At 65.4% G+C, this 22,784-nt stretch carries 23 protein-coding genes and 1 pseudogene; 13 read left to right on the top strand and 11 right to left on the bottom strand.

The genetic code is table 11. The features are described from left to right. Position 1 precedes the first annotated feature (1 nt). From ACFVWR_RS07575 to ACFVWR_RS07610, 8 genes are all read left to right on the top strand, one after another. Entirely contained in the window at positions 2-970 is a 969-nt protein-coding gene (locus ACFVWR_RS07575; RefSeq protein ID WP_387209670.1) for a LacI family DNA-binding transcriptional regulator, read from the top strand. Next, positions 967-1,518 carry a VOC family protein gene (locus tag ACFVWR_RS07580; protein WP_387209672.1) on the top strand — a complete coding sequence of 184 codons (552 nt, stop codon included), beginning with the start codon at positions 967-969 and terminating at the stop codon, positions 1,516-1,518. Before ACFVWR_RS07575 ends, ACFVWR_RS07580 begins: the two co-directional genes overlap by 4 nt. Further along, positions 1,515-2,405 (top strand): sugar phosphate isomerase/epimerase family protein, encoded by an 891-nt coding sequence (locus ACFVWR_RS07585; protein ID WP_387209674.1) that lies wholly within the window; start codon positions 1,515-1,517, stop codon positions 2,403-2,405. Before ACFVWR_RS07580 ends, ACFVWR_RS07585 begins: the two co-directional genes overlap by 4 nt. Then, positions 2,402-3,388, top strand: a complete 987-nt coding sequence (locus ACFVWR_RS07590) for a Gfo/Idh/MocA family protein (RefSeq protein ID WP_387209676.1) — start codon at positions 2,402-2,404, stop codon at positions 3,386-3,388. The genes ACFVWR_RS07585 and ACFVWR_RS07590 overlap by 4 nt, the downstream gene beginning before the upstream one ends. Positions 3,389-3,411: 23 nt before the next feature. Continuing rightward, positions 3,412-4,164, top strand: a complete 753-nt coding sequence (locus tag ACFVWR_RS07595) for an SDR family NAD(P)-dependent oxidoreductase (protein WP_387209763.1) — start codon at positions 3,412-3,414, stop codon at positions 4,162-4,164. Positions 4,165-4,184: 20 nt separating this feature from the next. After that, complete coding sequence (locus tag ACFVWR_RS07600; protein ID WP_387209678.1) at positions 4,185-5,030, top strand: sugar phosphate isomerase/epimerase family protein; 846 nt, start codon at positions 4,185-4,187, stop codon at positions 5,028-5,030. Positions 5,031-5,128: 98 nt separating this feature from the next. Continuing rightward, entirely contained in the window at positions 5,129-5,920 is a 792-nt protein-coding gene (locus tag ACFVWR_RS07605; RefSeq protein ID WP_387209765.1) for an SDR family NAD(P)-dependent oxidoreductase, read from the top strand. 55 nt (positions 5,921-5,975) lie between these two features. Further along, a complete protein-coding gene (locus tag ACFVWR_RS07610; RefSeq protein WP_387209680.1) occupies positions 5,976-6,704 on the top strand; it encodes a sulfite exporter TauE/SafE family protein in 729 nt (242 codons plus the stop codon). Between the two features lie 311 nt (positions 6,705-7,015). Here the strand turns inward: ACFVWR_RS07610 and ACFVWR_RS07615 are convergent, their stop codons facing one another. From ACFVWR_RS07615 to ACFVWR_RS07630, 4 genes are all read right to left on the bottom strand, one after another. After that, positions 7,016-8,233 carry a flavin-containing monooxygenase gene (locus ACFVWR_RS07615; protein WP_387209682.1) on the bottom strand — a complete coding sequence of 406 codons (1,218 nt, stop codon included), beginning with the start codon at positions 8,231-8,233 and terminating at the stop codon, positions 7,016-7,018. 114 nt (positions 8,234-8,347) lie between these two features. Further along, positions 8,348-9,184 carry a MerR family transcriptional regulator gene (locus tag ACFVWR_RS07620; protein WP_387209684.1) on the bottom strand — a complete coding sequence of 279 codons (837 nt, stop codon included), beginning with the start codon at positions 9,182-9,184 and terminating at the stop codon, positions 8,348-8,350. Between the two features lie 70 nt (positions 9,185-9,254). Beyond that, a complete protein-coding gene (locus ACFVWR_RS07625) occupies positions 9,255-10,655 on the bottom strand; it encodes an MFS transporter (RefSeq protein WP_387209686.1) in 1,401 nt (466 codons plus the stop codon). A 254-nt stretch (positions 10,656-10,909) separates the two neighbouring features. Continuing rightward, positions 10,910-11,842, bottom strand: coding sequence for a LysR family transcriptional regulator (locus ACFVWR_RS07630; RefSeq protein WP_387209688.1), 933 nt, complete (start codon positions 11,840-11,842; stop codon positions 10,910-10,912). Positions 11,843-11,968: 126 nt separating this feature from the next. Between ACFVWR_RS07630 and ACFVWR_RS07635 the strand changes: the two genes are divergently transcribed. From ACFVWR_RS07635 to ACFVWR_RS07650, 4 genes are all read left to right on the top strand, one after another. After that, positions 11,969-12,445, top strand: a complete 477-nt coding sequence (locus ACFVWR_RS07635; RefSeq protein WP_387209690.1) for a carboxymuconolactone decarboxylase family protein — start codon at positions 11,969-11,971, stop codon at positions 12,443-12,445. A gap of 50 nt (positions 12,446-12,495) precedes the next feature. Beyond that, the gene (locus ACFVWR_RS07640; protein ID WP_387209692.1) at positions 12,496-12,786 is read left to right on the top strand and encodes a hypothetical protein; all 291 of its coding nucleotides are present in this window, start codon (positions 12,496-12,498) and stop codon (positions 12,784-12,786) included. Between the two features lie 134 nt (positions 12,787-12,920). Continuing rightward, the gene (locus ACFVWR_RS07645) at positions 12,921-13,826 is read left to right on the top strand and encodes an arginase family protein (RefSeq protein ID WP_387209694.1); all 906 of its coding nucleotides are present in this window, start codon (positions 12,921-12,923) and stop codon (positions 13,824-13,826) included. A 46-nt stretch (positions 13,827-13,872) separates the two neighbouring features. After that, positions 13,873-14,475, top strand: coding sequence for a hypothetical protein (locus ACFVWR_RS07650; protein ID WP_387209696.1), 603 nt, complete (start codon positions 13,873-13,875; stop codon positions 14,473-14,475). A gap of 84 nt (positions 14,476-14,559) precedes the next feature. Here ACFVWR_RS07650 and ACFVWR_RS07655 read toward each other — a convergent pair whose 3' ends face one another. Continuing rightward, the gene (locus ACFVWR_RS07655) at positions 14,560-14,901 is read right to left on the bottom strand and encodes a metalloregulator ArsR/SmtB family transcription factor (protein ID WP_387209698.1); all 342 of its coding nucleotides are present in this window, start codon (positions 14,899-14,901) and stop codon (positions 14,560-14,562) included. Positions 14,902-14,968: 67 nt separating this feature from the next. Between ACFVWR_RS07655 and ACFVWR_RS07660 the strand changes: the two genes are divergently transcribed. Next, positions 14,969-15,886, top strand: a complete 918-nt coding sequence (locus ACFVWR_RS07660) for an NAD(P)H-binding protein (RefSeq protein ID WP_387209700.1) — start codon at positions 14,969-14,971, stop codon at positions 15,884-15,886. A 47-nt stretch (positions 15,887-15,933) separates the two neighbouring features. Here the strand turns inward: ACFVWR_RS07660 and ACFVWR_RS07665 are convergent, their stop codons facing one another. The 6 genes and pseudogenes from ACFVWR_RS07665 to ACFVWR_RS07690 form a co-directional block, all read right to left on the bottom strand. Beyond that, positions 15,934-18,438 (bottom strand): GH32 C-terminal domain-containing protein, encoded by a 2,505-nt coding sequence (locus ACFVWR_RS07665; protein WP_387209702.1) that lies wholly within the window; start codon positions 18,436-18,438, stop codon positions 15,934-15,936. A gap of 42 nt (positions 18,439-18,480) precedes the next feature. Beyond that, complete coding sequence (locus tag ACFVWR_RS07670) at positions 18,481-19,434, bottom strand: carbohydrate kinase (RefSeq protein WP_387209704.1); 954 nt, start codon at positions 19,432-19,434, stop codon at positions 18,481-18,483. Then, positions 19,431-19,730: a putative quinol monooxygenase gene (locus ACFVWR_RS07675; RefSeq protein ID WP_387209706.1), complete on the bottom strand. Its 300-nt coding sequence runs from the start codon at positions 19,728-19,730 to the stop codon at positions 19,431-19,433. Before ACFVWR_RS07675 ends, ACFVWR_RS07670 begins: the two co-directional genes overlap by 4 nt. Then, on the bottom strand, positions 19,727-20,506 hold the full coding sequence (locus ACFVWR_RS07680; protein WP_387209708.1) for an ATP-binding cassette domain-containing protein: 780 nt from the start codon (positions 20,504-20,506) through the stop codon (positions 19,727-19,729). Before ACFVWR_RS07680 ends, ACFVWR_RS07675 begins: the two co-directional genes overlap by 4 nt. Further along, positions 20,503-21,549 (bottom strand): ABC transporter permease, encoded by a 1,047-nt coding sequence (locus ACFVWR_RS07685; protein ID WP_387209710.1) that lies wholly within the window; start codon positions 21,547-21,549, stop codon positions 20,503-20,505. Before ACFVWR_RS07685 ends, ACFVWR_RS07680 begins: the two co-directional genes overlap by 4 nt. Before the next feature lie 82 nt (positions 21,550-21,631). Further along, positions 21,632-22,741 (bottom strand): annotated as a pseudogene (locus ACFVWR_RS07690) (substrate-binding domain-containing protein). Positions 22,742-22,784 lie beyond the last annotated feature (43 nt).

Raw genomic sequence — 22,784 nt, forward strand, 5'->3', positions numbered from 1 at the left:
AGTGGCAGCCGCGGCCGGCGTGCACCGTTCCACGGTTTCACGCGCGTTCTCGCGTCCCGAAGCTGTGAAGCAGCAGACCCGGGATCACATCCTCAAGGTCGCTGCATCGATGGGCTACACGATGAGCCCGCTCGCGCAGGCGCTTCGGACCAAGAGCAGCACCCTGGTGCCGCTCATCGTGCCAGACATCACCAACCCCTTCTTCGCAGAACTCGCGAAGACGATGACCGCCGTTGCAGGGGAGCGAGGCTACCAGCTGGTGCTTTGCGTCACCGAGAACGATCCAGGGGCGACCGCTGGATACCTTCACGCGATGCAGTCGATGTACGCTCCGTTCGGCGTGATCGCACCCTCGACGCGGGTGGACCCCGCCGAATTCGAGCCGTTCGGTTTCGGTAACCGTCTGGTCGTCATCGACCGGATCGAGTCGGACGTTCAGGTGCCGACCGTGACTGTCGATAACGCGAGGGGAATCGAGCTCGCGTTCGACCATCTGCTGGACCTCGGCCACACCTCGATCGCCTACGTCTCCGGTATCCCCGGAACGCACACGGCCGCCGATCGGCGCGCCGCCTACCAGGACCTCACTGCGCGGCATGGGATGACACCGATCGAGCTGGACAGCGAGATCGGTGCAGAAGCCGGAGAGCGCGCCGCACAGGAGCTGGCGACGATGGACGACCGGCCTTCAGCGGTGATCGCGGCGAACGACATGGTCGCGTTCGGCGTCATCAGCGCGCTCGGCAAATACGGCCTCTCCGTGCCCGATGACGTCTCGGTCGTCGGCTACGACGGCCTTCCCCTCGGCGCGCACATAAACCCACCGTTGACGTCTGTGCGACAGCCGATCGCCGAAATGGGCCGGATCGCCATTGGGCTGGCCGAGCGTGCCTCCCAGAACGGCGAGGTCGAGCACGTGATCCTACAGCCGGAACTGCTCATCCGTTCCTCGACGAGGTCTGTGCGATGAGCTCGACGCGAATGCCCGGACTCCAGTACGTGGACCACGCGGCCTACACGGTTCCGGATCTCGACGAGGCGGTGTCGTTCTTCGTCGACGTTCTCGGGGCGGAAGAGCTGTACCGCTCCACCCGCGGTCCGGATACGGAGTTCATGCCGGCCAACTTCGATGTGCCCTCCGACGCCGCCCTCGAACTGTCGATGCTGAGAATGCCGCCCAACCTGAATGTCGAGTTGTTCCAGTGGCAGACCGCGGACCGACGAACCGAGCATCCCCGGCATAGCGACCGAGGTGGGCATCACCTCTGCTTTGCCGTGGAGGACGTGGATGGGGCCGTCAGTCACCTGAAGCAGATCTCCGGCGTGCGCATCCTCGGCGAACGCAAAGAGGTCGCCGGGGACAGCCCTGCCGTGTCGGGCAACCGCTGGATCTACTTCCTCACCCCGTGGGGTCTCTTGATGGAGCTGGTCGACCGTTCCCGCGTGCAGAGCCCCCCGAACTTTGTCGGACCGGCGGACTGGAACCGCCCCATCGAAAGAAGAACCACCTCCTCATGATCATCGCCGGACACACGCTCGGAACGCCGGGCATGACACTCCAGGAAGCGATCCGCTTGTTCAAGACGGCAGGACTGGACGCTGCGGAAGTCATCTATCAAGATGCGTACCCCGCCGCAATCTCTCCATCGGACAAGAAGGCGGCGCAGCAGGCGGCCGCTGTCGCCCGCGATGAAGGCCTCCCCATCGTCGCGCTGACCCCATACACGACGAGCATCAACAGCCTCGACGCAGACAGCTGGCAAGCCGGCATCGACGAGTTCCGGGGATGCATCGAGGCTGCGCACGAAGTGGGGGCCACGCGCGTCCGGGTCTATGCGGGCGCCTGGCAGCCAGGTTCCCCCGAGCACACTGCGCACTGGGAGCGGCTCAGCGCGGCGCTGAGCGTCCTGGCGGTCGACGCGCAGCAGGCCGGCGTGGTGCTGTGCGTCGAGAACCACTTCGGAACCATGACGCAGACGGCGTCCGACACCGCCCGACTGGTTCGCGAAGTCGACTCACCGGCTGTGCGCGTGCTCTACGACCAGGCCAACCTGACGTTCACACACGACGAGGATTGGACTCAGGCCTTCGCAGTTCAGGGTGACCTGATCGGCCACGTCCACGTGAAGGACCTGGTCTTCAAGGACCGCAACGCTCCGTTCCGGGCTTCGGACACCGCTCGGGTCAAGGCGGATGAACGCGCGATCCGCTCTCGTGTCGTCGGCACCGGCATCGTGCCCTGGGCGGACATCATCCAAGAGCTAGCGCGCCGCGGATACGACGACGTGCTGACCCTCGAGTACGAATACCGTTGGCACCCGCAAGACCTCCCTGACCCTGCGACAGGATTCGCCGAATCAGTCCGGGCGGTGCGCGCGATCCTCTCCGACATGGTGTCCCAATGACCTCTGGGACGCTCCGCATCGGAGTAGCCGGCGTAGGCAACATCGCGACGATCGCACAGCTGCCGACCCTGGTCGCGCGCGATGACGTGGAACTGAGTGCCGTGGTCACGCGTAAATCGGATCCCCAGCCGCTGATGCGCCGGTGGGGGTTCGGACGGGCATATTCGACAGTTGACGCGATGCTGGAGGCGGAGACCCTCGATGCGGTGTTCATCCTGACGCCGCGCTCGGAGCACGTCGAGGCCACGCGTTCTGTCTTGGCGGCCGGAGTCGACGTCTTCTGCGAAAAGCCGCTGGCCACCCGCGCGGAAGACGCACTGTCCCTCGCGCAGCAAGCAGACGAGAGCGGTCGCATCCTGATGGTGGGTTTCAACAGACGCTTCGCCCCCGTCTACCAGGCCGGCCGGGAAGCATTCGGTTCGAGCGGCGCATCCTTCTGCGTCGCGCAGAAGAACCGGGCCGGCTCTGAATACCGCGCAACGTTCGAGAACGCCATCCACATGGTCGACCTTCTGCGCTGGTACTGCGGAGGCGAACCCGTGGAGGTGAACGCCCACGCAGCCGGGGATGACCCGTGGCAGGAAGACGGAGTCATCGCGCTCATCCGCTTCGACAATGGCAACACCGGCGCACTGATGGCCGCGCGCAATGCAGGCGCCTGGAGCGAGAAGCTCGACGCCTACGGCGACGGCGTGACGGCAACCATTTCAGCCCCCGACAGCGTCGCGATCACGCGCGACGGCCAGACGACTGTTCGGGAGATGTCATCGGAGGCGTTCGGGTGGGCCACTGCGACGCAGACCTTCGGCTTCGCCGGCGCGGTGAACCATTTCCTGGATCGAGTGCGGGATCGCAGGCAGCCTCTCACCTCGGGTGCAGAGGCAGCCAAGACTCAACTGCTGCTGGATCGCATCCTGTCGGCCGCAGGATTGCCGGTTGAGGAACAACCGGGACGTCTCTGGTCCAGCCACGCAAAGAAGTAACACGGAAGGAGCTCACAGTGTCCATGCAAGACCAAATCGTCTTCGTCACGGGTGCGAACGGCGGCATCGGCAGCTCGATGGTCTCGGCCTACGCAGCAGGCGGCGCAACAGTGATCGCTTCGGATCGCGGCGGGGAGAAACCCGAGGCCGCAGTCGCCTACTACGACCTCGACGTGACGGATGAGACCGCGACGGCAGCTGCGATCGTCGACGTCATCGCCCGCTTCGGCCGGATGGACGCCCTGGTGCACGCCGCCGGAGTGCTGGGGGAAACGCCTGACCCTCTGAAAACCAGTACGTCGGAATTCGCACGGATCATGACGATCAACGCGACCGGCACCTTCACCGTCGTCCGGGAGACCGCGCAGGCGATGTTGGATCACGAGATCAGGGGGACCATCCTGCTCTTCTCGTCGGTCGCAGCGAAGGAGGCCCGGCGGACCTATCTGCCGTACAACGCGAGCAAAATCGCCGTCCTCCACATCATGTGGTCCATGGCTCAGATCCTCGGACCGTCCGGCATCTCGGTCAACGCGATCACTCCGGGCCCGGTGGAGACGAATATGTGGGCTCAACTCGCCAACGCCTCGGGGGACGCTGCTGACTCGGCCACGCGGGCACGGGCCGAGCGCGCCGCCCAGCTGCCGATGCAGCGGTTCGCGCAGCCGGACGAGGTCGCGAGCGCAGCGCTGTTCCTCACGGATCCCCGGAATCGTTACATCACCGGTGTCAGTCTCGACGTTGCGGGAGGCGCGCACTTGGGGATGGGCACGTAACCCTTCCATCCGTCGCCCGCGTGACCGACTTGAAAATACTGATTGGAACCGACATGAACATGATTATCAACACATTCTCCTATCTGTGGTCGGCGACTGCCGTCGAGGCGATCGCGGAACTGTGTGAGAACGGGTACGACACCTTCGAGGTGCCGATCAGCTCACCGCACTGCTGGCCCGACGAGATGTCAGGCTCGAAGCGGTCCGAGTCGTTTGAGGACCTGAAGCGGCGTGGAGCCAAGATCAGGTCTCTGAACGCTGGTGGGTTCGACATCAACCTCGCGAGCCCTGGCGCCAACATGCGACGAAAGAGCATTGACCACATCACGTCGGTTATCGAACTGGCCGAGGTCTGGGAAGCCTCCGAGATCGTGATCTCTCCTGGCACAAGGCGCCCGATGATCTCGCCACCGCTTGAAAGCGTCCACGATTGGCTTTACGAGAGCCTGAACGACCTGCTTCCACTGGCCAAGCGGGCAGGTGTGCGCCTGCTATTCGAAAACACCCCCTATTGCTTCACTCCTACGATCCAGGAGCTGGCAGGCATCGTCGAGACGGTCAACGATGATTCGCTCAAGATCGTGTACGACGTCGCGAATGCCGCGTACATCGGCGAGGATCCCGCCGTAGCTCTGCGCTCCAATCACGACTGGATTGCCCTCGTGCATGTCTCCGACACAGGAACGGACGTGTGGGGTCATGATCCGATCGGCACCGGCGTCATCGATTTTCGTACGGTGGGCAACGCTGTAGCGGCGACGGTCGGAACGGACAACGCCGTTCTCGAAGTGATCCGTGAAGAAGACACTCTGCACGAGTTCGAAAAGGCCCTCAGTGCCCTCAGAAACGAGGGATGGAACGTCTGAGAGCCGACGGAACCGGCGATGCATCGACCCGATTGGGGCACAAAGGGGCGCACTCAGTCGAGGGGATGCCCCTCTTGAATATGAATGGAGACCGTGTGATGAGAGCTTTGGTCAGTGGCGGTACCAGCGGTATTGGCGCGGCGGCATCCCTGAGGCTGGCAGAGGCAGCGCTAGCTCGGGGTAGCAAGCCGATGATTGCGGTGTGCGGGCATGAGCCGAGCCGTCTCCAGGAGGAGATCGTTCGCTCAATACGATCGATGGGCGGTACCGCCATCGCATTGTCGGGAAACCTGGGCGACCCGGATGTACCGGCCCGGATGGTAGCGGCAGCGGTGGAAGAATTCGGTGGTCTGGACGCACTGGTCTCGAATGCCGGGGTTGCAAATCCGGCCCTCCTGAATGAGCTGTCCGTCGAGGACTGGGACGGCATGTTCTCCGTCAACGTGCGCGGCGCGTGGCTTCTCGCGAAAGCCAGTTACGCGCATCTGGCCGCCAGTCAGGGTGCTGCATGTTTCACATCGTCCATGTCCGGCCAGATGCCGCACGCTGGGTCGGGGGCATACAGCCCGGCTAAAGCCGCATTGACGCTGCTCGCTCAAACACTCGCATTGGAGTGGGCATCGGACGGGATCCGCGTGAACGTGGTCTCTCCAGGAATGACCCGCACGCGGATGACCGAGAAGATGTACGAAGATCCTCAGATCAAACTGCAGCGGGAAAGCATAATTCCGCTGCACAGGATTGGGGACCCGATGGACGTCGCGAATGTCATCGAGTTCCTCGTCGGTCCGCTATCGGGCTACGTCACCGGTCAAGATATCTGCGTCGACGGCGGATTTTCGAAATCGATCCTCAGCCACATCCCAGGTCGACCGAGCTCAAAAGCCTGATGCTTGCCCGGGTGCCTTTTGACGACGATCGTGACTCCTGTGAAGCGCGATCCAGGTGATTGAGTGGCTTGATGTCGCAGTGCTGGTGGTGGCTGTAGCGGGATCAGCCTTCCAGGTTCTCTCCGGAATCGGGTTCGGGCTCATCGCCTCACCGCTTCTGATCTTGGCGCTGGGCCGTGAAGACGGGATCCGGATCGTCCTGATCATCTCGATCGTGCTGAACGCAGCCGTGCTGGCGCGCTCCATCCGATTCGTGCGCCTGGGCGATACGGTCAGGCTGCTCATTCCTGCGGCACTACTCGTCGTTCCTGCCGTCTTCGTCTTGGGCAGCGCCCACGCGCCGTTCTTGACAGTGCTTGCAGGGTCGGCAGTGCTCTTCGGCACTGTGCTTGTTGCTCGAGGGCGTCCGCTGAACTGGATGCTCGGCAGTCGCGGCGCCGTCATCACGGGCGCTGCAAGCGGGCTGCTGACCGCTCTGACAGGCGTGGGCGGTCCGCCTGTCGCGCTGTTCGTATCAGCGCGGCGATGGTCGGCTGCGGTGGCGCGGGGGACGATGCAAGCATTCTTCCTCCCTCTGAACCTGGTCACACTCATGGCTCTTGGACCGTTCGTCAATGGTGCCTCGAAACTCGGGTGGGCGGTCGCTGGGGTGGTTTTGGGAGCTGGCATTGCCCTTCTCCTCACCGGTCGGATATCCGAAACGCTCATCAGGCGCACCACTCTCGCTCTGGCCGGCGTCAGCGCGGCAACACTTGTGGCGAATGGCATCGTCTCACTCCTCTGATCCCGCGAAGAAAAAGCCAACTATGGCTGATCGAGTCAACGCCGCATTTCTGGGGACAGGGCCTTATGCGCGCGGGTACGCCCCATCCGCGGCTCGCGAGAGACGTCGAGAGCCGGGGCGATGCTCATGCGTGGTCCTCGATCCGCAACTCGTTTGGTTACAGCGTCTATTCCGGCACACGCTCGTCGACGGCAGCATCGGGGCCGGATTAGTGACGCCTGGGCGCGATACGGACCAATCCGGCATGACGTTCATTCTCGGCTCTCCGCTTTTCGCCTTCCAGCCGACGACCCTTTCGTTGACATCGTTGCTCAATTCTCGCCACCCGGGTAGGCGGTCGGCTTGGAAAGCCGGCGCCGCTTTGCCGCTTGCCTCGGGGAAGTGCCCGAGCTCGCGATCGCAATCTTTCTGCCATCGATTCCGAGCTGGCGGAGGTTGCCAGTCAGCGGATTCGAGTACCCGAGGAAGAAGAGGCCTGGATACGCGGGCAGTTGCGCCTCTGCGTTGATGAGGGGACGACCGCTGCGGGCGAGAACGCCGAGCTCGCCGACCAGCGGCTCGAGACCACGGCGGAACCCGGTCGCGAGCACAACCGCGTCGGGGTGCAATTCGGTGCCGTCGGCGAGCACAACGGCATCCGGGGTGAACCTCGAGACCGCAGCCACGACCGTGACACGACCGGCTTTGAGGGCGCGCAGCAGACCGACGTCGAGCGTCGGCGTGACATCGTCGCGGGCCTGTTGGGTGGCGATCCCGCGTGGCGCTTTCGGGATGCCGTACTTGCGCAGGTCGCCGACAGCCACTCGTTGCATCGCACCCGCGAGCGCGTCCTGCACCTTCAGCGGGAATGCCGCCATCGACAGGATGAGGGCCTGGCTGGGGATGCCAACCACCGCGCGGCGCACGATATTCGGCGGTGTACGCACCGCCAACGAGACCGTGGCACCCGCCTCGGCGAGGTCGGCCGCGATCTCCGCTCCGCTGTTGCCGGGTCCGACGACGAGCACATCCCGAGCACCGAGGGACTCGGGGTTGCGGTATGCGCTCGAATGCAGGACCGTGCCCGTGTAGGCGTCGAGCCCGGGCCAGTCGGAGATCTTGGGGCTGTGGTTGTAGCCCGTCGCGATGACAACGGTGTTGGCTGCAATGACACCGTGCTCGTCGCCTCGACTCCAGGCGACCTGCCAGCCGTCTTGGCCACGCTCAACAGCCGAAGCGGCAACCCCCAATCGGACGTCGAGGTCGTGCACGACGGCGTACTGGGCGAGATAGCGCAGCACGTCGTCGCGCGCGACCCAGCGACCGTAGCGGCGCGGGATGCGGAAGCCGGGCAGCCCGGAGAGTCCGCGCGAAGTGTGCAGGTGCAAACGGTCGTAGTGGCCGGCCCAGCTCGACCCGACCCGGTCGGCCTTGTCGAAGACGATAGCTTCGACTCCCGCGCGTTTCATCTCAGCGGCCGCGGCGAGACCGGCGGGGCCGGCTCCGATAACCACCGTGGGAATACGAGTAGGGAGGGCGTAGTCGCTCACGGGGGCCACCCTAGCTCGTCGAGTGTCAACTCCACAGACCCCCAAGTCCGTATCGCTGGCGGTCGGGGCGGACTGGAAACAACTCGCTTTGCTGGTCAGCTTGGCAACGTTGCGCTACGACGACCACGTTCGGAACACCGGCCACACCACCTCCGTCAGGAGATCCTGCACGCGATCGGTCTGCAGCGGAGAGACGACGAAGTCTTCCCGAATCGGGCCCGCGACGCCGATCGCCCGCTCGGCCACGTAGGAACCGAGTAGACCATAGACGGTATCCATGTCGGTGTGGCGTCCGCGATGGACCATCACCGCGCTGTCGCTGGCCGGAAGCTCGCGCCGCACTACGCGGCCGGCGGGGAGCTGGCTGCCCTGCGCCTCCCGCACCGGAAGAAAGACGACGAGCCTGCCGGAGCCCTCCTCGAACAACTCCCGGGGAAAGAGTGCGCCGACAGATCCAGAAGCATTCAGTCCGACAGCTTGTGCCACTTGGGTGAGTTCCCTCATAGCGGCCAGCAGCCAGGGGCCGCCCCCATCGAAATCGACGTCGCCCTCGATCGCGATCGTCTGCTGAGCGGGTGTGGAGCGGAACACGACGTCTCTCGAAGGATCCGCCGCCGGATCGAGCAGGCTGCGGAGGGACGAGACGGCCGAACTCGTCTGCGCGAGCTGCTGTTCCATCCGCTGCAGGTGCGCGGCGATCGCGAGGTTGCGCGCCCCGACGTCTGGTGCGGCAACGACGTCGCGCACCTCCTCGATCGGCATGGAGAGGGCCCGCAGCCGCTTCACCACCTGCGCGATCGGCACTTGATCGGTCGCGTACTGCCGATATCCGCTGGCGGGGTCGATCGCGCGCGGCTCGAGCAGCCCCACCTCGTGGTAGTACCTCAGCGCCTTGATGGTCAGATGCGTCATGCGGGAGAAGTCGCCGATCGACACCAGAGTCTGCGTCACGTGGTCGATCCTGCCACCAAGCACTGACACGATGGACGCCCGTTCCTTCGTCTTCTCACATCGGGGTCGCTCACTGTGCACCGCGTGTCCGCGGCAACGCGCTGATCAGCACCGAAGCGACCAGGCTGAATGCCGCCAACGGGATGATCGCGGCCGCGTAGGCCGCTGGCGCACCCGACCCGAGCGCGCCGAAGTACACGCTCGAGACGACGGCGACGCCGACGCACCCGCCTACTTGTTGCATGGTGGACAGCGCGCCTGAGACCGCGCCCGCCTGACTCGGGTCGGCTGTGCCGAGCACGATGGCCGTCGACGGTGGGATGCTGAGGCCCTGCCCGATACCGCAGAGCACGAACCCGATCGCGAGCCACCCGGCGGACGAACCGCTCAGCGCCACGCTGGCGAGTGCCGCGAGACCGAGCAGGTTCGCGACCCCACCCAGCACGAGCACACCGCGTCCGAGCCTGCGAACCAGTCGGGGCGCCACGAAGGTCGAGGCGACGTACGGCACGGCCATGATGACGAACAGGCATCCGGCGCCGAACGCGCTGAGCATCAGCCCCTGCTGCAGAAACAGCGTCAGCACCACGAAGAACGACGACTGCCCGCACCAGAACACGAGCTGCCAGGCCAGCCCGGACCGGAAGGCGGGAGTGGCGAGGAGCATCCGAGGGAAGAGCGGCGCCCCGCCACGCGCCTCGAGCGAGCGCTGCTGCACGACGAAGACGGTCACGAGCACAGGAACGAGACCAAGGCTGACCCACGTCCAGGGTGCCCAGTCGACCTGTCTGCCCTGGATAAGCGGCAACACCAGGGCTAACACAGTGGCCGTCATCAGCGCCATGCCGACCACATCCACTCGAAGGGAGCTCGCCGCGCGCGTACGCGGCACGAGAAGCAAGGCAAGCACAAGCGCCAGGATGCCGATCGGCACGTTGATCGCGAAAATCGCGCGCCATTCCATACCGAACACATCGGCAGCGATCAGTGCGCCGCCGATGACCTGACCCGCCGCAGCACCGAGACCGAGCACGGCCGCGTAGAAGGCGACGGCCTTCGCCCGCGCCGCGCCCGGGAAAAGCACCCCGATCGTGGAAAGCACACTTGTCATCACGAACGCGGTCCCGACTCCCTGGATGAAGCGCGCGACGATGAGAACGGGGGAATACGGAGACACGGCGCATAACACGGACGCTGCGGTGAACACGGCGATCCCCAGCAGGAAGGCGCCTCGTCGGCCGAATCGGTCACCGAGCCGCCCTGCCGCCATCAGGAACACCGCCACACCGAGCGCGTACGCTGCCACGAACCACTCGAGATCGCTGTCAGTAGCCTTCAGATCGTGCTGCATCGACGGCAGGGCGACATTCACGATGAAGAAGTCGATCGCGATGATGAACACGCCGATGAGGAGTGCCACCAGGGCGCGCCACGGCGGATGTTCGGCAGCAGGCGTGTGCACCGCGGGCATCGCTGGTTCAGTGCGACGTGTTTCAACTCGAGTGTCATCGGTCATGACACTGTTCTCGAACCTCCCGTGGGGGGAGAGTCAAGCACGGCGGCGGACTAACGCGGATCGCAGTGATGGTTTCGGCGGCGGGTGACGACGAGGACTCCGCTGACGGCAAGCATGAGGAGGGCGATCCAGGTGGATGGGGGGATCCGTCGATCCCGCAGGGCCTTTGCGATGTCGTGACGCCCCGGCGATCACGCTCGACGGGGTGCTCACCCGGCCAGATGGAGGCGGTGCAGTCGTTCCGGGTCGAGTTCGAATTCGAGGTCGATGGGGCCGAGTTCCTTGGCGATTCCGACGAGTTCGCGGGCCCAGCGGCCGATCTGGCCGGTGCGATGGACCATGCCCCAGCTGAGCGTCGGCCTTTCATCGATGGGGATGTACACGGCAGTGCCACGGTCGTAGTACTTGAGCCCCTGACCGCAGGCGAACGCCACCGACTCACTTCCGTTGGTGACGGACCAGAGCACCTCCTCGCGGGTGGGTGTCGGCGCGTCGCTCTCGGTGACCTGGCCTGCCGTTGGAGAGACTGCCGCCTCCCAATAGTCCGGGACAGGCAGGCCGGACGGGAGGATGTCGTAGGCGGCGAGTTCGTCGAGAGAAACGGAGGCGCGGCCGGCGAGTTCATGGGCAGGCCCGGCCATCAGCACGATCGGCTCGGTGAAGGCGATCGGCCCGACGTGAAGGTCGGGCTCTTCGATCGGCAACCAGAGGAGCGCGACGTCGACGTCGCCGTTCCGGATGGGGGTGAAGGGGTCGTCGATGCGGATTTCGCGGAGGCGGAAGTCGACCTGCGGAAAGCGACTTCGGAAGACGGCGGTCATCGGCGCCAAATCTTGCCACATCGGGCCCATCACACCGAACGTCAGGGTGTCCGGACCGCGGTGCGCGGTGTTCCTCGCATCCTCGACGCCTTTCAGGATGCGCCGGTAGCCCGCTTCGAGGTCGTCGCGCAGCTGGACGCCGAGCGGTGTCAACGTCACTTTGCGGCTGGTGCGCTCGAACAGTGGAGCGCCGATCCGCTTCTCCTGCTGGGCGATTGCCTGACTCACTCGGGGCGGTGAGATGTACAGCTTCTCGGCGGTGCGACCGAAATGCAGCTCCTCGGCGAGGGTCAGGAAGATCTCGATATCACGCAGCTCCACCCGCGTCATTCTCCTCGATCGTTAACTCCGGGCGCAATGGTCGTTTCGTGACCGGACATTGTTCGGAATCTGCTGGTCCACGAGGCTGTGAGACATACCGAACCAGCCACAAGCAAGGAGATTGAAATGACTTCGACCATGACCACTGCACCCCGGATGTCCAACCCGGTCGCTATCCTCGACGGTGCTTCGGGGGCGATCTTCGGGCTGATGAAAGCCGCCCGGCAGACCGACGTCGCGCACTCGACCCTCGAACTCGTGCATCTGCGGGTCAGCCAGATCAACGGCTGCAGCCCGTGCGTGGATTCCGGCGTGAAGTCTGCGAAGCAGGCGGGTGAAACCGACGAGCGCCTGCACGCGGTGGTGGCCTGGCGCGAGATGCCGTACTTCACCGACGAGGAGCGCGCGGCGCTCGCCCTGGCGGAGAGCGCGACCCGGCTGGCCGACCGGCCGGACGCCGTTTCGGACGAGGTGTGGGACGAGGCGGCGAGCTTCTTCGACGAGCGGCAACTGGCCGCCCTCGTCCTCTACATCGCGACGACGAACCTGTTCAACCGGCTCAACGCGACCACGCGTCAACTCGCCGGCAGCTCCTGGAACTGAGCCGGCCGAGCACTACCCCTCCCGAACGACGAACGACGAAAGGCACGACGATGGCTACAGTACGAACTCACCGATACACCGTCGAGACCGGCAACCTGGCTGCGATGTTGGAGCACCGCACGAACCTGATCAACGGCATCCGCTCGGCGAACCCGGCTTTCACCGCGGCGACCCTGATCCGGCTGGGAGACGGTTCTTACCTCGACATCTGGCGCTGGGACTCCGCCGAGGACATGCAGAGCGCGGCTGCGGCCGCGGCGAACTTCCCCTTGGTCGGCGCCACGCTGTCCTTGACCACCGACCGCACGACCATCGACGGAGAGATCCTGGACGAACGCTAGGTCCGCACCGAGCGCCGGCGCCTCCCGCCCGGCGACTCGATGCGGTCGGCGATCAGGCGGGCCGCGTGAACGATTCCGGGCTGCCCGCTAGGCTCCTCCTCAAACAAGGGTGCGGTGACCAGTAGGAGGCGAAAATGAGGGGTCGGGTGCATGTGGTCGGTGCGGCCACTTCTGCGGGTGCGCATGGCCCTGGGCAGGAGCTGGCCCCTGCCGCCTTTCGCCGTTACGGCCTTCTTGAGGGGCTGGCAGAGTCTGGTCTGGAGGTCATCGACCACGGCGACGTAGTGACAGCCCGGATGCGGCCCGACCCGGATCATCCGCGATTGGCGGATGCGAGCCGTGTGATCGAGGCCGCGCGCGCCGTTTCACGAAGTGTGCAGCAGGTGCTCGAGTCAGATCCCGACGGGCGGATCCTCGTGCTCGGCGGCGACTGCACGGTTCAACTCGGGGTGATCGCCGGAGCAAAGGCGGCTCAGGGCGACTCCGTCGCCTTGGCCTACGTCGACCTCGACTGCGACCTCACTTCTCCCGCCGATGGCAATGGCATTGCCGACTGGATGGGCGTCACTCACTTGCTGGACGCTCCCGACGCTTATCGACCACTCTCAGGCATCGACGGAAAGCCGCCGTTACTGACATCCGACCGGCTCAGGCTCATCGGCGCTGATCGCGCCACGCCTTATGAGGAGCAGCGGCTCCAAGAGCTCGGCCTCATCCGGTACACCTCACAGCAGGTTTCGGCGAACACCGAGGACATCGCCACGGAAATCGGCGCTTGGGCCGACGGCGTGGATCTGCTGTCGGTGCATGTCGACGTCGATGTCCTCGACCAGACCGAGTTCCCGATCGCTGAGGAGCAGCGCGACGTGCCAGGACTGACTCTGGCGACCCTTGCTCGTCTCGTCTCTGCTCTCATGGCACACCCGGCCGCCCGTGTTCTCACCATCACCGAAATCAACCCCACCCGTCCGCCCGACCCGGCTGCAGCCTTCGACTCTCTGAATCACTTGTTGATCGAGTCTCTTGCCCGCAGCCGCTGAAGGCGGCCGGTCGGGGGCTCCCGTTCGCTCGCAGTAGTGTGCGTATGTGGAAGACGAGGGTGACGCGGCGGAGCCAGAGTTGGCGGTGCCGGCTGGTGCGCCCATCCGGGTTTCCGAGTGGTTGACGCCGCCGCTGAATCTGGTGGGACTCGCTGCGATCCAGGTCTACGCCGTGACGAGCGCTGGGTCGCGCGGCATCTCCGCCTTGTCGATCGCTGAAGCGTCTCTTCTGTCGCTGACGGCCATCGCGCTCTGGATCTTCGGGTACCGTGCCTATCGCGATCTCACCGCGCAGGCCGTCGAGCGATATGTGCTGACGTGGGTGGTCTCGCTCTTCGTCGTCGGCGCCCTGCTCTCGTTCGCGACGTCCGGATTCGGATGGGTCGCTCTCGCCTGGTCGGGCAATCTGCTCGCCAGAAGACAATTCAGGTCGGTGAAAGCGGTGAGACGTGTGATGTCGGGCCGTCTGCGGCTGCGCACGGTGGTCGTAGCCGCCATCGTCGGTGTCGCCTGCCTGCTCCTTCTGCCCGTCGCAGTCGGCCTAGGATTCGTGCCGCTCGTCGTGCTTGTCGTCGCGGGCCGCATCATCGCCCCGTTCGTCTTCGGGTTCGCATTTCGACTTCGGCCGGGCGCATCCGGAATTTTCTGACTTGTTCAGGAGAGCCAGGAGGCGTGGCGAGCCTGGAAGCGGCGCTCCACGAGGACCACGACGATCGCGCGGTACCGGCGCTTCTCAGTCGGCTCGAGGAGTGAGGGTCTTCGCCCGGCCGGTGCCGCGCTTGCGAACCTCGCGCAGCACGATCTGCTCCGGGCACACCGTCGACAGGAAGTCGCCGACGGACAGGGCGAGCCGGTCGCTGACGAGCGAGTACAGAATCCGGTTGGCGTCGCGTCTTTCGGTGACGAGGCCGGCCTGACGCAGCACGCTCAAGTGCCTCGAGATCGTGGGCCCGGTGGCCTTGAACCGCGCGGCGATCTCACCCGCGGCGAGCTCGCCGTCTTTGAGGTCCTGCAAGATCTGCCGCCGGGTGGGATGCGCGAGCGCGGCGAAGATGTCGCTGGCGGTGTCTGTCATGTTTGCAATATAGCACTATTGCTAGATACAGTTTAGCTTCATTGCTAATAAGCGAAGGAGCAAGGTCATGCGCGTAGCCATCACGGGCGGTACCGGATTCGTGGGTCGTCACCTCGCCGAGCGGTTGGGCCGGGCGAACGCCGTGATCATCTCTCGCCGCACAGGGGTCGCCATCGACGATGTCGACGCGCTGACCGAGGCGTTCACGGGATGCGACGTGGTCGCGCACTGCGCAGGGATCAACCGCGAGATCGGCGATCAGACCTTCGAGCACGTTCACGTGGAGGGCACGCGTGCCGTCGTCGAAGCCGCGCGCCGGGCCGGCGTGAAGCGGATCGTCATGGTCAGCTTCTTGCGCGCGCGACCGGACTGCGGGTCGGGCTATCACGAGTCGAAGTGGGCCGCCGAAGAACTCGTGCGGCACTCCGGCATCGACCACACCATCCTCAAGTCGGGGATGATCTACGGCGCCGGCGATCACATGATCAATCACGTGACTCGCGCCGTGCGCACGCTGCCCCTGTTCGCGACCGTCGGGTTTCAGGAGCGGACAGTGCGACCGATTCCCGTCGAGGATGCGGTCGACGTCTTGGTCGCAGCCGTCGAGGGTCGCATCCCCGAGCCGACGGTCGCGGTCATGGGAGCAGAGGAGATCACCCTGGGCGAAGCGGTGCGCCGGATCGCGCGGGTCGCCGGGCGCCGACCGGTCTTCTTTCCCGCTCCGGTCTGGACCATTCGAGCGCTCGCACACCTGACCGAGTGGACGATGGTCGTGCCTCTCGTCGCGAAAGCGCAAGCGCGGATGCTGGCGGAAGGCGTCAGCGAGCCGGCGCCGTTCGCTCCCGAAGTGCCCGAAGACATCCGTCCCTGGCGATTGTTCGACGACGACCGGATCCGCGCAGCACTGCCCGCCGGCCGCTTCGGCCTCGACGACCTGCGGGCCGTGCAGTGGTGGTCGAACCGGAGCCGGAGGTCGCGCCGGTAGGGGTGCATCCCCGGTCGCGCCCCGTAGAGTCGCGCCCGCTGTCGGCGTCAGTCGGAGTACTTGCCGCTCATAGCGTTCGCAAGTGGCGTCACGGTCAAGAACGCCAGGCCCGCGGTGCCGCCCTGAGCTGTCAACGCCACCCCGTTGCTGCCGGCCGCTGGGAAGACCAGGTCGGTGATGGAGGCCCGCCCGCCCTGCGCGAACGTCTCGATCGAGGTCTTGTCCAGATACAGTTCCAGGCGAAGAAGGCCATGATCCAGCGGAACGACCGCCGAGTCCACGCTCGGGAAGGCCGAGCTGAAGCCGACGTTGCCCGCGTGGGTGCGGTCCAGGCTCAGGGTTCTCGTTGCCGTGTCGTATGACACTCCGACGTACTGCGAACCGTCCGCCGACCGGAACAGCTGGAGCCCGAAGTTCTTCGCGGTTCCTGCGGCGAACACGGCATCCACTCGAACGGCGTTCGTCGTCGTTGTCACCTTGAGCTTCTTGGTGCCGGCCGGGATCGTCGTCGGCGGGGCGACCTGCAGCTGCTTCAGCTGAGCGAGGGCGCTCACTTGCGGAGCAACGGTCTGCACGATGCGCGGTTGCCCGTCCACGGTGCGCAGCGAGAGGATCCTGGGCACTGATTGCGTTCCTCGCCAGCCCGCAGAAGGGATGGTGTTGGCATAGTCCCAGTTGTTCATCCACGCGAGCGCGATCCGCTGGTTCGATGGTGCGTCGTTGAAGGTGACCGCAGCGTAGAAGTCACGACCGTTGTCGATCCAGTGAGCCCGCTGCGTCGAGCTGAGAGCCGCCTGGTCTGCCAGGGTGAACTGGTCCGCGATCAGATGGCCCCATCCTCCGGAATTCAGGTCGACGAGTTGCACCTGCGCCTGCTTGCCCTGAAGGTCGCTCAGATCCCAGCTGTGCCAATCCAGGGTGCCGCTGTCGTTGCCCGTCGCCGTGCGGACGACTGTCCCGTTCACGAGCAGGTTGGCTCCGGTTTCGCTGTTCCACCGCTGGGCGATCGTGTCCGAGAAGACGATGTTGTCCACCATCATGTGACCCCATCCGGCGCTCCCGTCGCTCTGGTCGACGACTTGCAGCGTGGCAGTCTGCCCGATGTGCGCGGACGCATCCAGATGCACCCAGTCCATGCTGCCGGAGTCGTTGCCGGTCACGCTGGCCACGACCTGGCCGTTCACGACCAGGTTCACGGCTGTCGGGTTGTTCTGCCCCCACGGGTGCTGGCCGCCGGCCGTCAACAGATCGATGTACGGATGGGTGATGGTGAAGGTCTGTGAGGTGAGCGTTCCTTGGGCGCTGTCGCACCCGGCCTGACAGGTGTCGAGCACCCCTCCGCCGAGCTGGCCGCTCAGGCTCTCCTTCGAAGGCGCGATCTTCGTGAAGTCCCCCGTTCCCGTCCATCCGGGGAGGGCGTCGCCCTCGAAGTCTTGGAACGTCTCTCCCGGGGGTGCGCCGATCGAGCCTCCCTCGACGTACGGATGATCGCCCCCAGCCAAGAGGAAGTTGAGCTTCTTCTTATCGATCGTGAAAACAGACGAGGTCAGCGTGCCGGTCTCGGCGTCCGAATTGTGGAAGGTGTCCACGTAGCCGGCTCCGAGGCTGCCGGAGACACCGGTGTCGTGGGCTGAGCCGTTGCCGAACGCCGTGCCGGTGGTCGTCCATCCGGAGCCGTAGCCGGTCGCCTCGAAGTCATTGAGAACGGTGCCGGCCGGCGCGGCATAGGGCGGCTCATCGTCAGTGAACGTGGTTCCATCGAACGTGCCGACGAAGTACTCCGCCTTGCCGGCGACGTTCACCGTGAGAACCCATTTCGTCGAGCTGGCTTTGCCGTCCAGCTGCAAGGGGAAGAGGTCGGGGCACTCCCACACGGCGGAGGTGACCCCGTCGGGCCCGAACTCGCTCTTCTCGGTCCAGTCCTTGAGGTTGCTCGAGCTGTAGATGGCCGCCTTGCGCTGGTCGGAGAGCGCGACGACCATTCGCCACTCGTTCGCCGGGGCGTACCAGAAGACCTTCGGGTCGCGGAAGTTGTGGGAGCCGATGTCGAGCACGGGATTGGCGGCGTACTTGGTCCACGTCGTGCCGCCGTCGATGCTGAAAGCGATCGACTGTCGCTGGATGCCGGTGGCACGCGGGGCGCTCGTGTACACGGCGACGAGGGGGCCCCTCTTAGCAGTGCCCAGCCCGCTGGTGTTCTTGCTGTCGTCGACGACGCTCCCCGACCAGACCTCTTCATCCGCGTCGGACGGTATCGCGATCGGCAGTTGCTGCCAGTGGGTGAGATCGGTGCTCACGGCGTGTCCCCATGAGGCGTTCCCGCCCGTATCTCCGGTCGCGTTGTACTGGTAGAAGAGGTGGTACTTGCCGCCGTAGTAGATGAGCCCGTTCGGGTCGTTCATCCAGTTCTGCTGCGGGGTGTAGTGATAGTTGGGTCGCGTGTCGCTGGTCGTCGCGGGCTCGGCCGCGGCCGGAGCCATGCCCGCGGCGATACCTGCGAGGGAGAGTAGGGACGCGGCGATGAGCGCGAATGCCCGTTGTGATGTCTTCATTGACTGAAACCCTCTGTGGGTGATGGATGGTGCTGACGATCGTCAGCGTGATGTCGTGGCGATTCCCTCGCTGTGCCGATCGCGTCGGACATGCTCGATCTCCGCCAACGTCGGAGGCATCGCGCCGGCTCTCGCCACGGTGAGCGATGCCACGGTCGACGCCATCTCGCCCATCGATCGGAGCGAGGTCTCGGTCACGGTGCGGGTTCGGAGTTCGGGCAGAACGTCGGCGAAGACGGCGCCGGCGATGAGGCCGGCCATGTACGCGTCTCCAGCGCCGATGGTGTCGACGACCGATGTCGGCCGTGCGTCGATTTCGATGTCGGCCGTGTGGCTTCGAAGGATGCTCCCTCGTTCGCCCAGCGTCAGCACCGCGACAACGGCACCGTGATCGACGATCCACTCCAGCACCGCGCGCTCATCCCATCCCGGGAACAGCCACGCTGCATCCTCGTCGCTGAGCTTCACCACGTGTGCGCGTTCGACGTACCAGCCGATCATGTCGAGGGCGTGGGCACGGTCCGGCATGAGCGCCGGGCGGATGTTGGGGTCGAAGGTGACGACAGTATCCGGATGCAGACCATCGACAAGTCGTCTCACCGCGGTCGCGCCCGGCTCGAGAAGCGCGCCGAGTGAGCCGGTGTGGAACAGAGCTGTCTCCGGCGTCGCGAGTGCCGGGAGGTCCCAGTGCAGGTCGAAATCGTAGCGAGCGATTCCGTCCGCGTCGATCTGCGCCCGGGCGACGGATGTGCCACCGTCGGCAGCCTCGACGATCGTGACAACGCCCGCCGTCGCCAAGTGCGTTCTGAGCAGGCGTCCGTTGTCGTCGTCACCGAAGCTGGTCGCGAACGTGGTCGGAAGACCGAGGCGCGCCAAGCCGAACGACACGTTGAGTGGGCTCCCGCCGGGATGTGTCGTGCGCGTCTCTCCTCGCTCGACCACATCGACGAGAGACTCCCCGACGACGAACGCAGAGGATGCCGGGTCTGCCGTCACTCGACGGGCTCCAGCCAGGTCAGTCGCGACTGCCCGCCCGCGGCCAGAGTCTCGAGCTGTCGGTTCAAGACGGCGCAGTAGTCGGCTGATTCGTGCGCCTGGAAAGCGGCAGTGGACTCGTACTCCTCGTACACGAAGAACCTGCCTTCGCGGTTCGCCATGGTGAAGACGTCGAACCGGCGATTCCCGGGCTCGGCCCGAACCCGCAGCGCGTAGTCGGTGAGCAGCGAGGCGACGTCGTCTTCCGCGCCGGGTAGCGCGTCGATCTCCGCGTAGAGGAATCGGGCGTCGCTCATCCCTTCTGCGCTCCGGTCATGATGGCCACCGCATCCGTCATGGAGTGCGACTGAGGGGTGATGGTCGCGGCGCGCTTGCCGAGGCGCTGGATGTGGATGCGATCGGCCACCTCGAACACGTGGGGCATGTTGTGGCTGATGAGGATCACCGGAACGCCGCGGTCGCGCAACCGCTTGATCAGGTCGAGCACCTGGTTGGACTCCCGCACGCCCAGCGCTGCGGTCGGCTCGTCGAGCACGACGACCTTGGAGCCGAAGGCAGCCGCACGGGCGACCGCCACGGCCTGACGCTGACCGCCGGAGAGGTTCTCGATCGGCACGGTGACGTCTTGCAGGGTCGAGATGCCGAGCTCGGTCAGCTCGGCGCGCGCGTGCTGGCGCATCGTCTTCGTGTCGACCATCCGCAGCACGGAACCGAGGAACCCGGGCCGACGCAGTTCGCGGCCGAGGTACATGTTCGCCGCAACATCCAGCGCGGGGGAGACGGCCAGGGATTGGTAGACGGTCTCGATTCCGGATTCGCGGGCATCTTGCGGGCGACGGAAGTGGACGACGTTCCCGTCGAGGCGGATCTCGCCCTCGTCCGGGATCTCGGCCCCCGTGAGGCATTTGATCAGCGTGGTCTTTCCCGCGCCGTTGTCGCCGATGATGGCCAGCACCTCGCCTGCGTAGAGCTCCAGGCTCACGCCGTCGAGGCCCACGACGTGACCGTAGGTCTTGACCAGCCGCCGGGCGGAGAGAACGGGCGTGCGGGTTTCCTGGATGAGCGAGTTCACTTTCGTACCTTTCGGATCCACTGGTCGATGGACACAGCGACGATGACGAGGATTCCAACGGCGAGCGTCTGGTAGAGCACGTCGAGTCCGGCGAGGGCGAGCCCGTTGCGGAACACCCCGACGATCAGCGCGCCGAGGAGGGTGCCCCAGACGTTTCCGCGCCCGCCGAACAGGCTGGTGCCGCCGATGACGACGGCGGTGATCGCGTTGAGGTTCGCATCCACAGCGGCGTTGGGGCTGGAACCGAAATCGCGGCCGATCTGGATCCAGGCCGTCAAGGCGACGACGCCTCCGGCCACGAGGTACACGCTCAGCAGCACGCGGCTGACCCGGATGCCCGTGAGGCGAGCCGCTTCCTTGTCGTCGCCCACAGCGTAGACGTGACGACCCCACGAGGTTCGCGCGAGCACGAACGCCATGACGAGGTAGAGGAGGATCATGAGCAGCACACCGAAGGTGATGTCCACCCCGAGGATGCGCACGGTGAGCCCGGTCGAGGTGAGCAGTGCGGGCATGGCGTTGCCCTGAACTGTGGCACCGTTCGAGATGAGCAATGTCACCGCGGTGAAGATGCTCAGCGTCCCCAGTGTCACGATGAACGGTGGCAGGTTCAGCCTGGTCACCAGCAGACCGTTGATCAGACCGGTCGTGAGCCCGGCGACGAGGCCGAGCAGCAGCGCGACGATCCCGGGGAGGCCGAGGCCGACGGCCGCGTTGCCCATCACGATGGAGCTCACGATCATCGCCGCGCCGACCGACAGGTCGATTCCGGCAGTGAGGATGACGAGGGTCTGGGCGACGCCCAGGGTGCCGATCACGGCGACCTGCTGGGTGATGAGGGACAGGTTCGTCGGTGCGAGGAACCGTGGGTTGATCACGCCGAAGACGATGATCGAGATGACGAGGACGATCGCGGGGCTGATCGCCGGGTAGCGATGCAGAATCCCGCGGACCCGTGCGAGGGGGGTCTGGCGATTGATGAATTGGTCGGCCAGGTTCAGCGATGAGGTCGGCGGCGACGTTGTTGAGTTCGGATTGGACACGAAATCTCCATTTATCTTGTGTGAACGGGCCATGCAGGCCGGGGATGGAGGGCGCCCTCAGCACGGGCGCCCTCCCGGTCGATCAGTTCTGCCAGCAGGTCGTCGCGCCTTTGGACGCGTCGACGCTCTCGAGGCCCGAAACGGGCTTGTTCGTGATCAAGGCCGAGCCGGTGTTGAAGAAGTCGAGACCGTCGGAGGCCTTCGGCTTCTCCCCGCCGCGAGCGATCTTGGCGATCGCTTCCATGCCCAGCGAGGCCATCTTCGAGGGATACTGCTGAGCTGTGGCGCCGAGGATGCCGTCCTTCACGTAGCCGACGCCGGTGCAGCCGCCGTCGATGCTGACGATCGTCACGCTGTCCTGCTTGCCGGCCGCTTTGAGCGCCTGGTAGGCGCCGTATGCCGCCGGTTCGTTGATCGTGTAGACGACGTTGATGTTCGGGTTCTTGGAAAGCAGGGTCTCCATGGCCGTGCGGCCGCCGTCTTCAGCGCCCTGCGAGGCCTGGTGTCCGACGATCTCGTACTGACCGCCCTTCCCGCCCGTGTATGAGCCCGTGCCGGCCTCTCCGCCGTTCTTGCTCTTGTCGCCGACGTCGATCCCCATGCCGTTGAGGAAGCCGTGGTCGCGGTCGACGTCGACGGAGACGATCTGGTCGGAGAAGAGATCGACCATCGCGATGACGGCCTTCTTGCCGTCCAGCGTGTCTGCCGTCCACTTGCCGATCGACTGGCCTGCCGCGTAGTTGTCGGTCGCGTAGGTGATGTCGACGGTGTCGGCGGGGTCAGGAGGCGTATCCAGTGCGATCACGTAGAGGCCGGCTTGGCGCGCCTTGCCGATCTCGTTGTTCACCGCCGGCCCGTTCGGCGTGATCAGGATGCCCTTGTCGCCGCGGGAGATCGCGTTCTCGATCGCCTGGATCTGGGTGTCGGTGTCGCCGTCCTTCTTGCCCGCGGCGAGTGTCAGCTTCACGTTGTTCTTCTTCGCGTCCGCCTTGGCGGCGGTCTCCATCGCGACGAAGTACGGGTTGCTCGTCGTCTTGACGATGAGCTAGACGCCGACTTCTTCATCCGGTGCAGCGGTGGAACCGCCGCCGCTGCCGGACGAGCAGGCGGTCATGGTGGCGGCGAGGGTGGCAGCCACCGCGAGGGATGCGAGAACGACCTTGCGCGGTCGCAGTGTGGATCGGGTGGGCATCTTTGCGGCCCCTTCCTGTTCGAGGGCCTTCGCCCTGACAACG

This window comes from Leifsonia sp. NPDC058292 (assembly GCF_042880955.1).
Lineage (GTDB): Bacteria > Actinomycetota > Actinomycetes > Actinomycetales > Microbacteriaceae > Leifsonia.

Bases quoted from the DNA above. Each gene is read 5' to 3' on its own strand.
- ACFVWR_RS07605 (WP_387209765.1), top strand. From the start codon at position 5,129: ATGAGAGCTTTGGTCAGTGGCGGTACCAGCGGTATTGGCGCGGCGGCA.
- ACFVWR_RS07645 (WP_387209694.1), top strand. From the start codon at position 12,921: ATGAGGGGTCGGGTGCATGTGGTCGGTGCGGCCACTTCTGCGGGTGCG.
- ACFVWR_RS07585 (WP_387209674.1), top strand. From the start codon at position 1,515: ATGATCATCGCCGGACACACGCTCGGAACGCCGGGCATGACACTCCAG.
- ACFVWR_RS07595 (WP_387209763.1), top strand. From the start codon at position 3,412: ATGCAAGACCAAATCGTCTTCGTCACGGGTGCGAACGGCGGCATCGGC.
- ACFVWR_RS07665 (WP_387209702.1), bottom strand. From the start codon at position 18,438: ATGAAGACATCACAACGGGCATTCGCGCTCATCGCCGCGTCCCTACTC.
- ACFVWR_RS07660 (WP_387209700.1), top strand. From the start codon at position 14,969: ATGCGCGTAGCCATCACGGGCGGTACCGGATTCGTGGGTCGTCACCTC.
- ACFVWR_RS07580 (WP_387209672.1), top strand. From the start codon at position 967: ATGAGCTCGACGCGAATGCCCGGACTCCAGTACGTGGACCACGCGGCC.
- ACFVWR_RS07625 (WP_387209686.1), bottom strand. From the start codon at position 10,655: ATGCCCGCGGTGCACACGCCTGCTGCCGAACATCCGCCGTGGCGCGCC.
- ACFVWR_RS07640 (WP_387209692.1), top strand. From the start codon at position 12,496: ATGGCTACAGTACGAACTCACCGATACACCGTCGAGACCGGCAACCTG.
- ACFVWR_RS07635 (WP_387209690.1), top strand. From the start codon at position 11,969: ATGACTTCGACCATGACCACTGCACCCCGGATGTCCAACCCGGTCGCT.
- ACFVWR_RS07655 (WP_387209698.1), bottom strand. From the start codon at position 14,901: ATGACAGACACCGCCAGCGACATCTTCGCCGCGCTCGCGCATCCCACC.
- ACFVWR_RS07675 (WP_387209706.1), bottom strand. From the start codon at position 19,730: ATGAGCGACGCCCGATTCCTCTACGCGGAGATCGACGCGCTACCCGGC.
- ACFVWR_RS07590 (WP_387209676.1), top strand. From the start codon at position 2,402: ATGACCTCTGGGACGCTCCGCATCGGAGTAGCCGGCGTAGGCAACATC.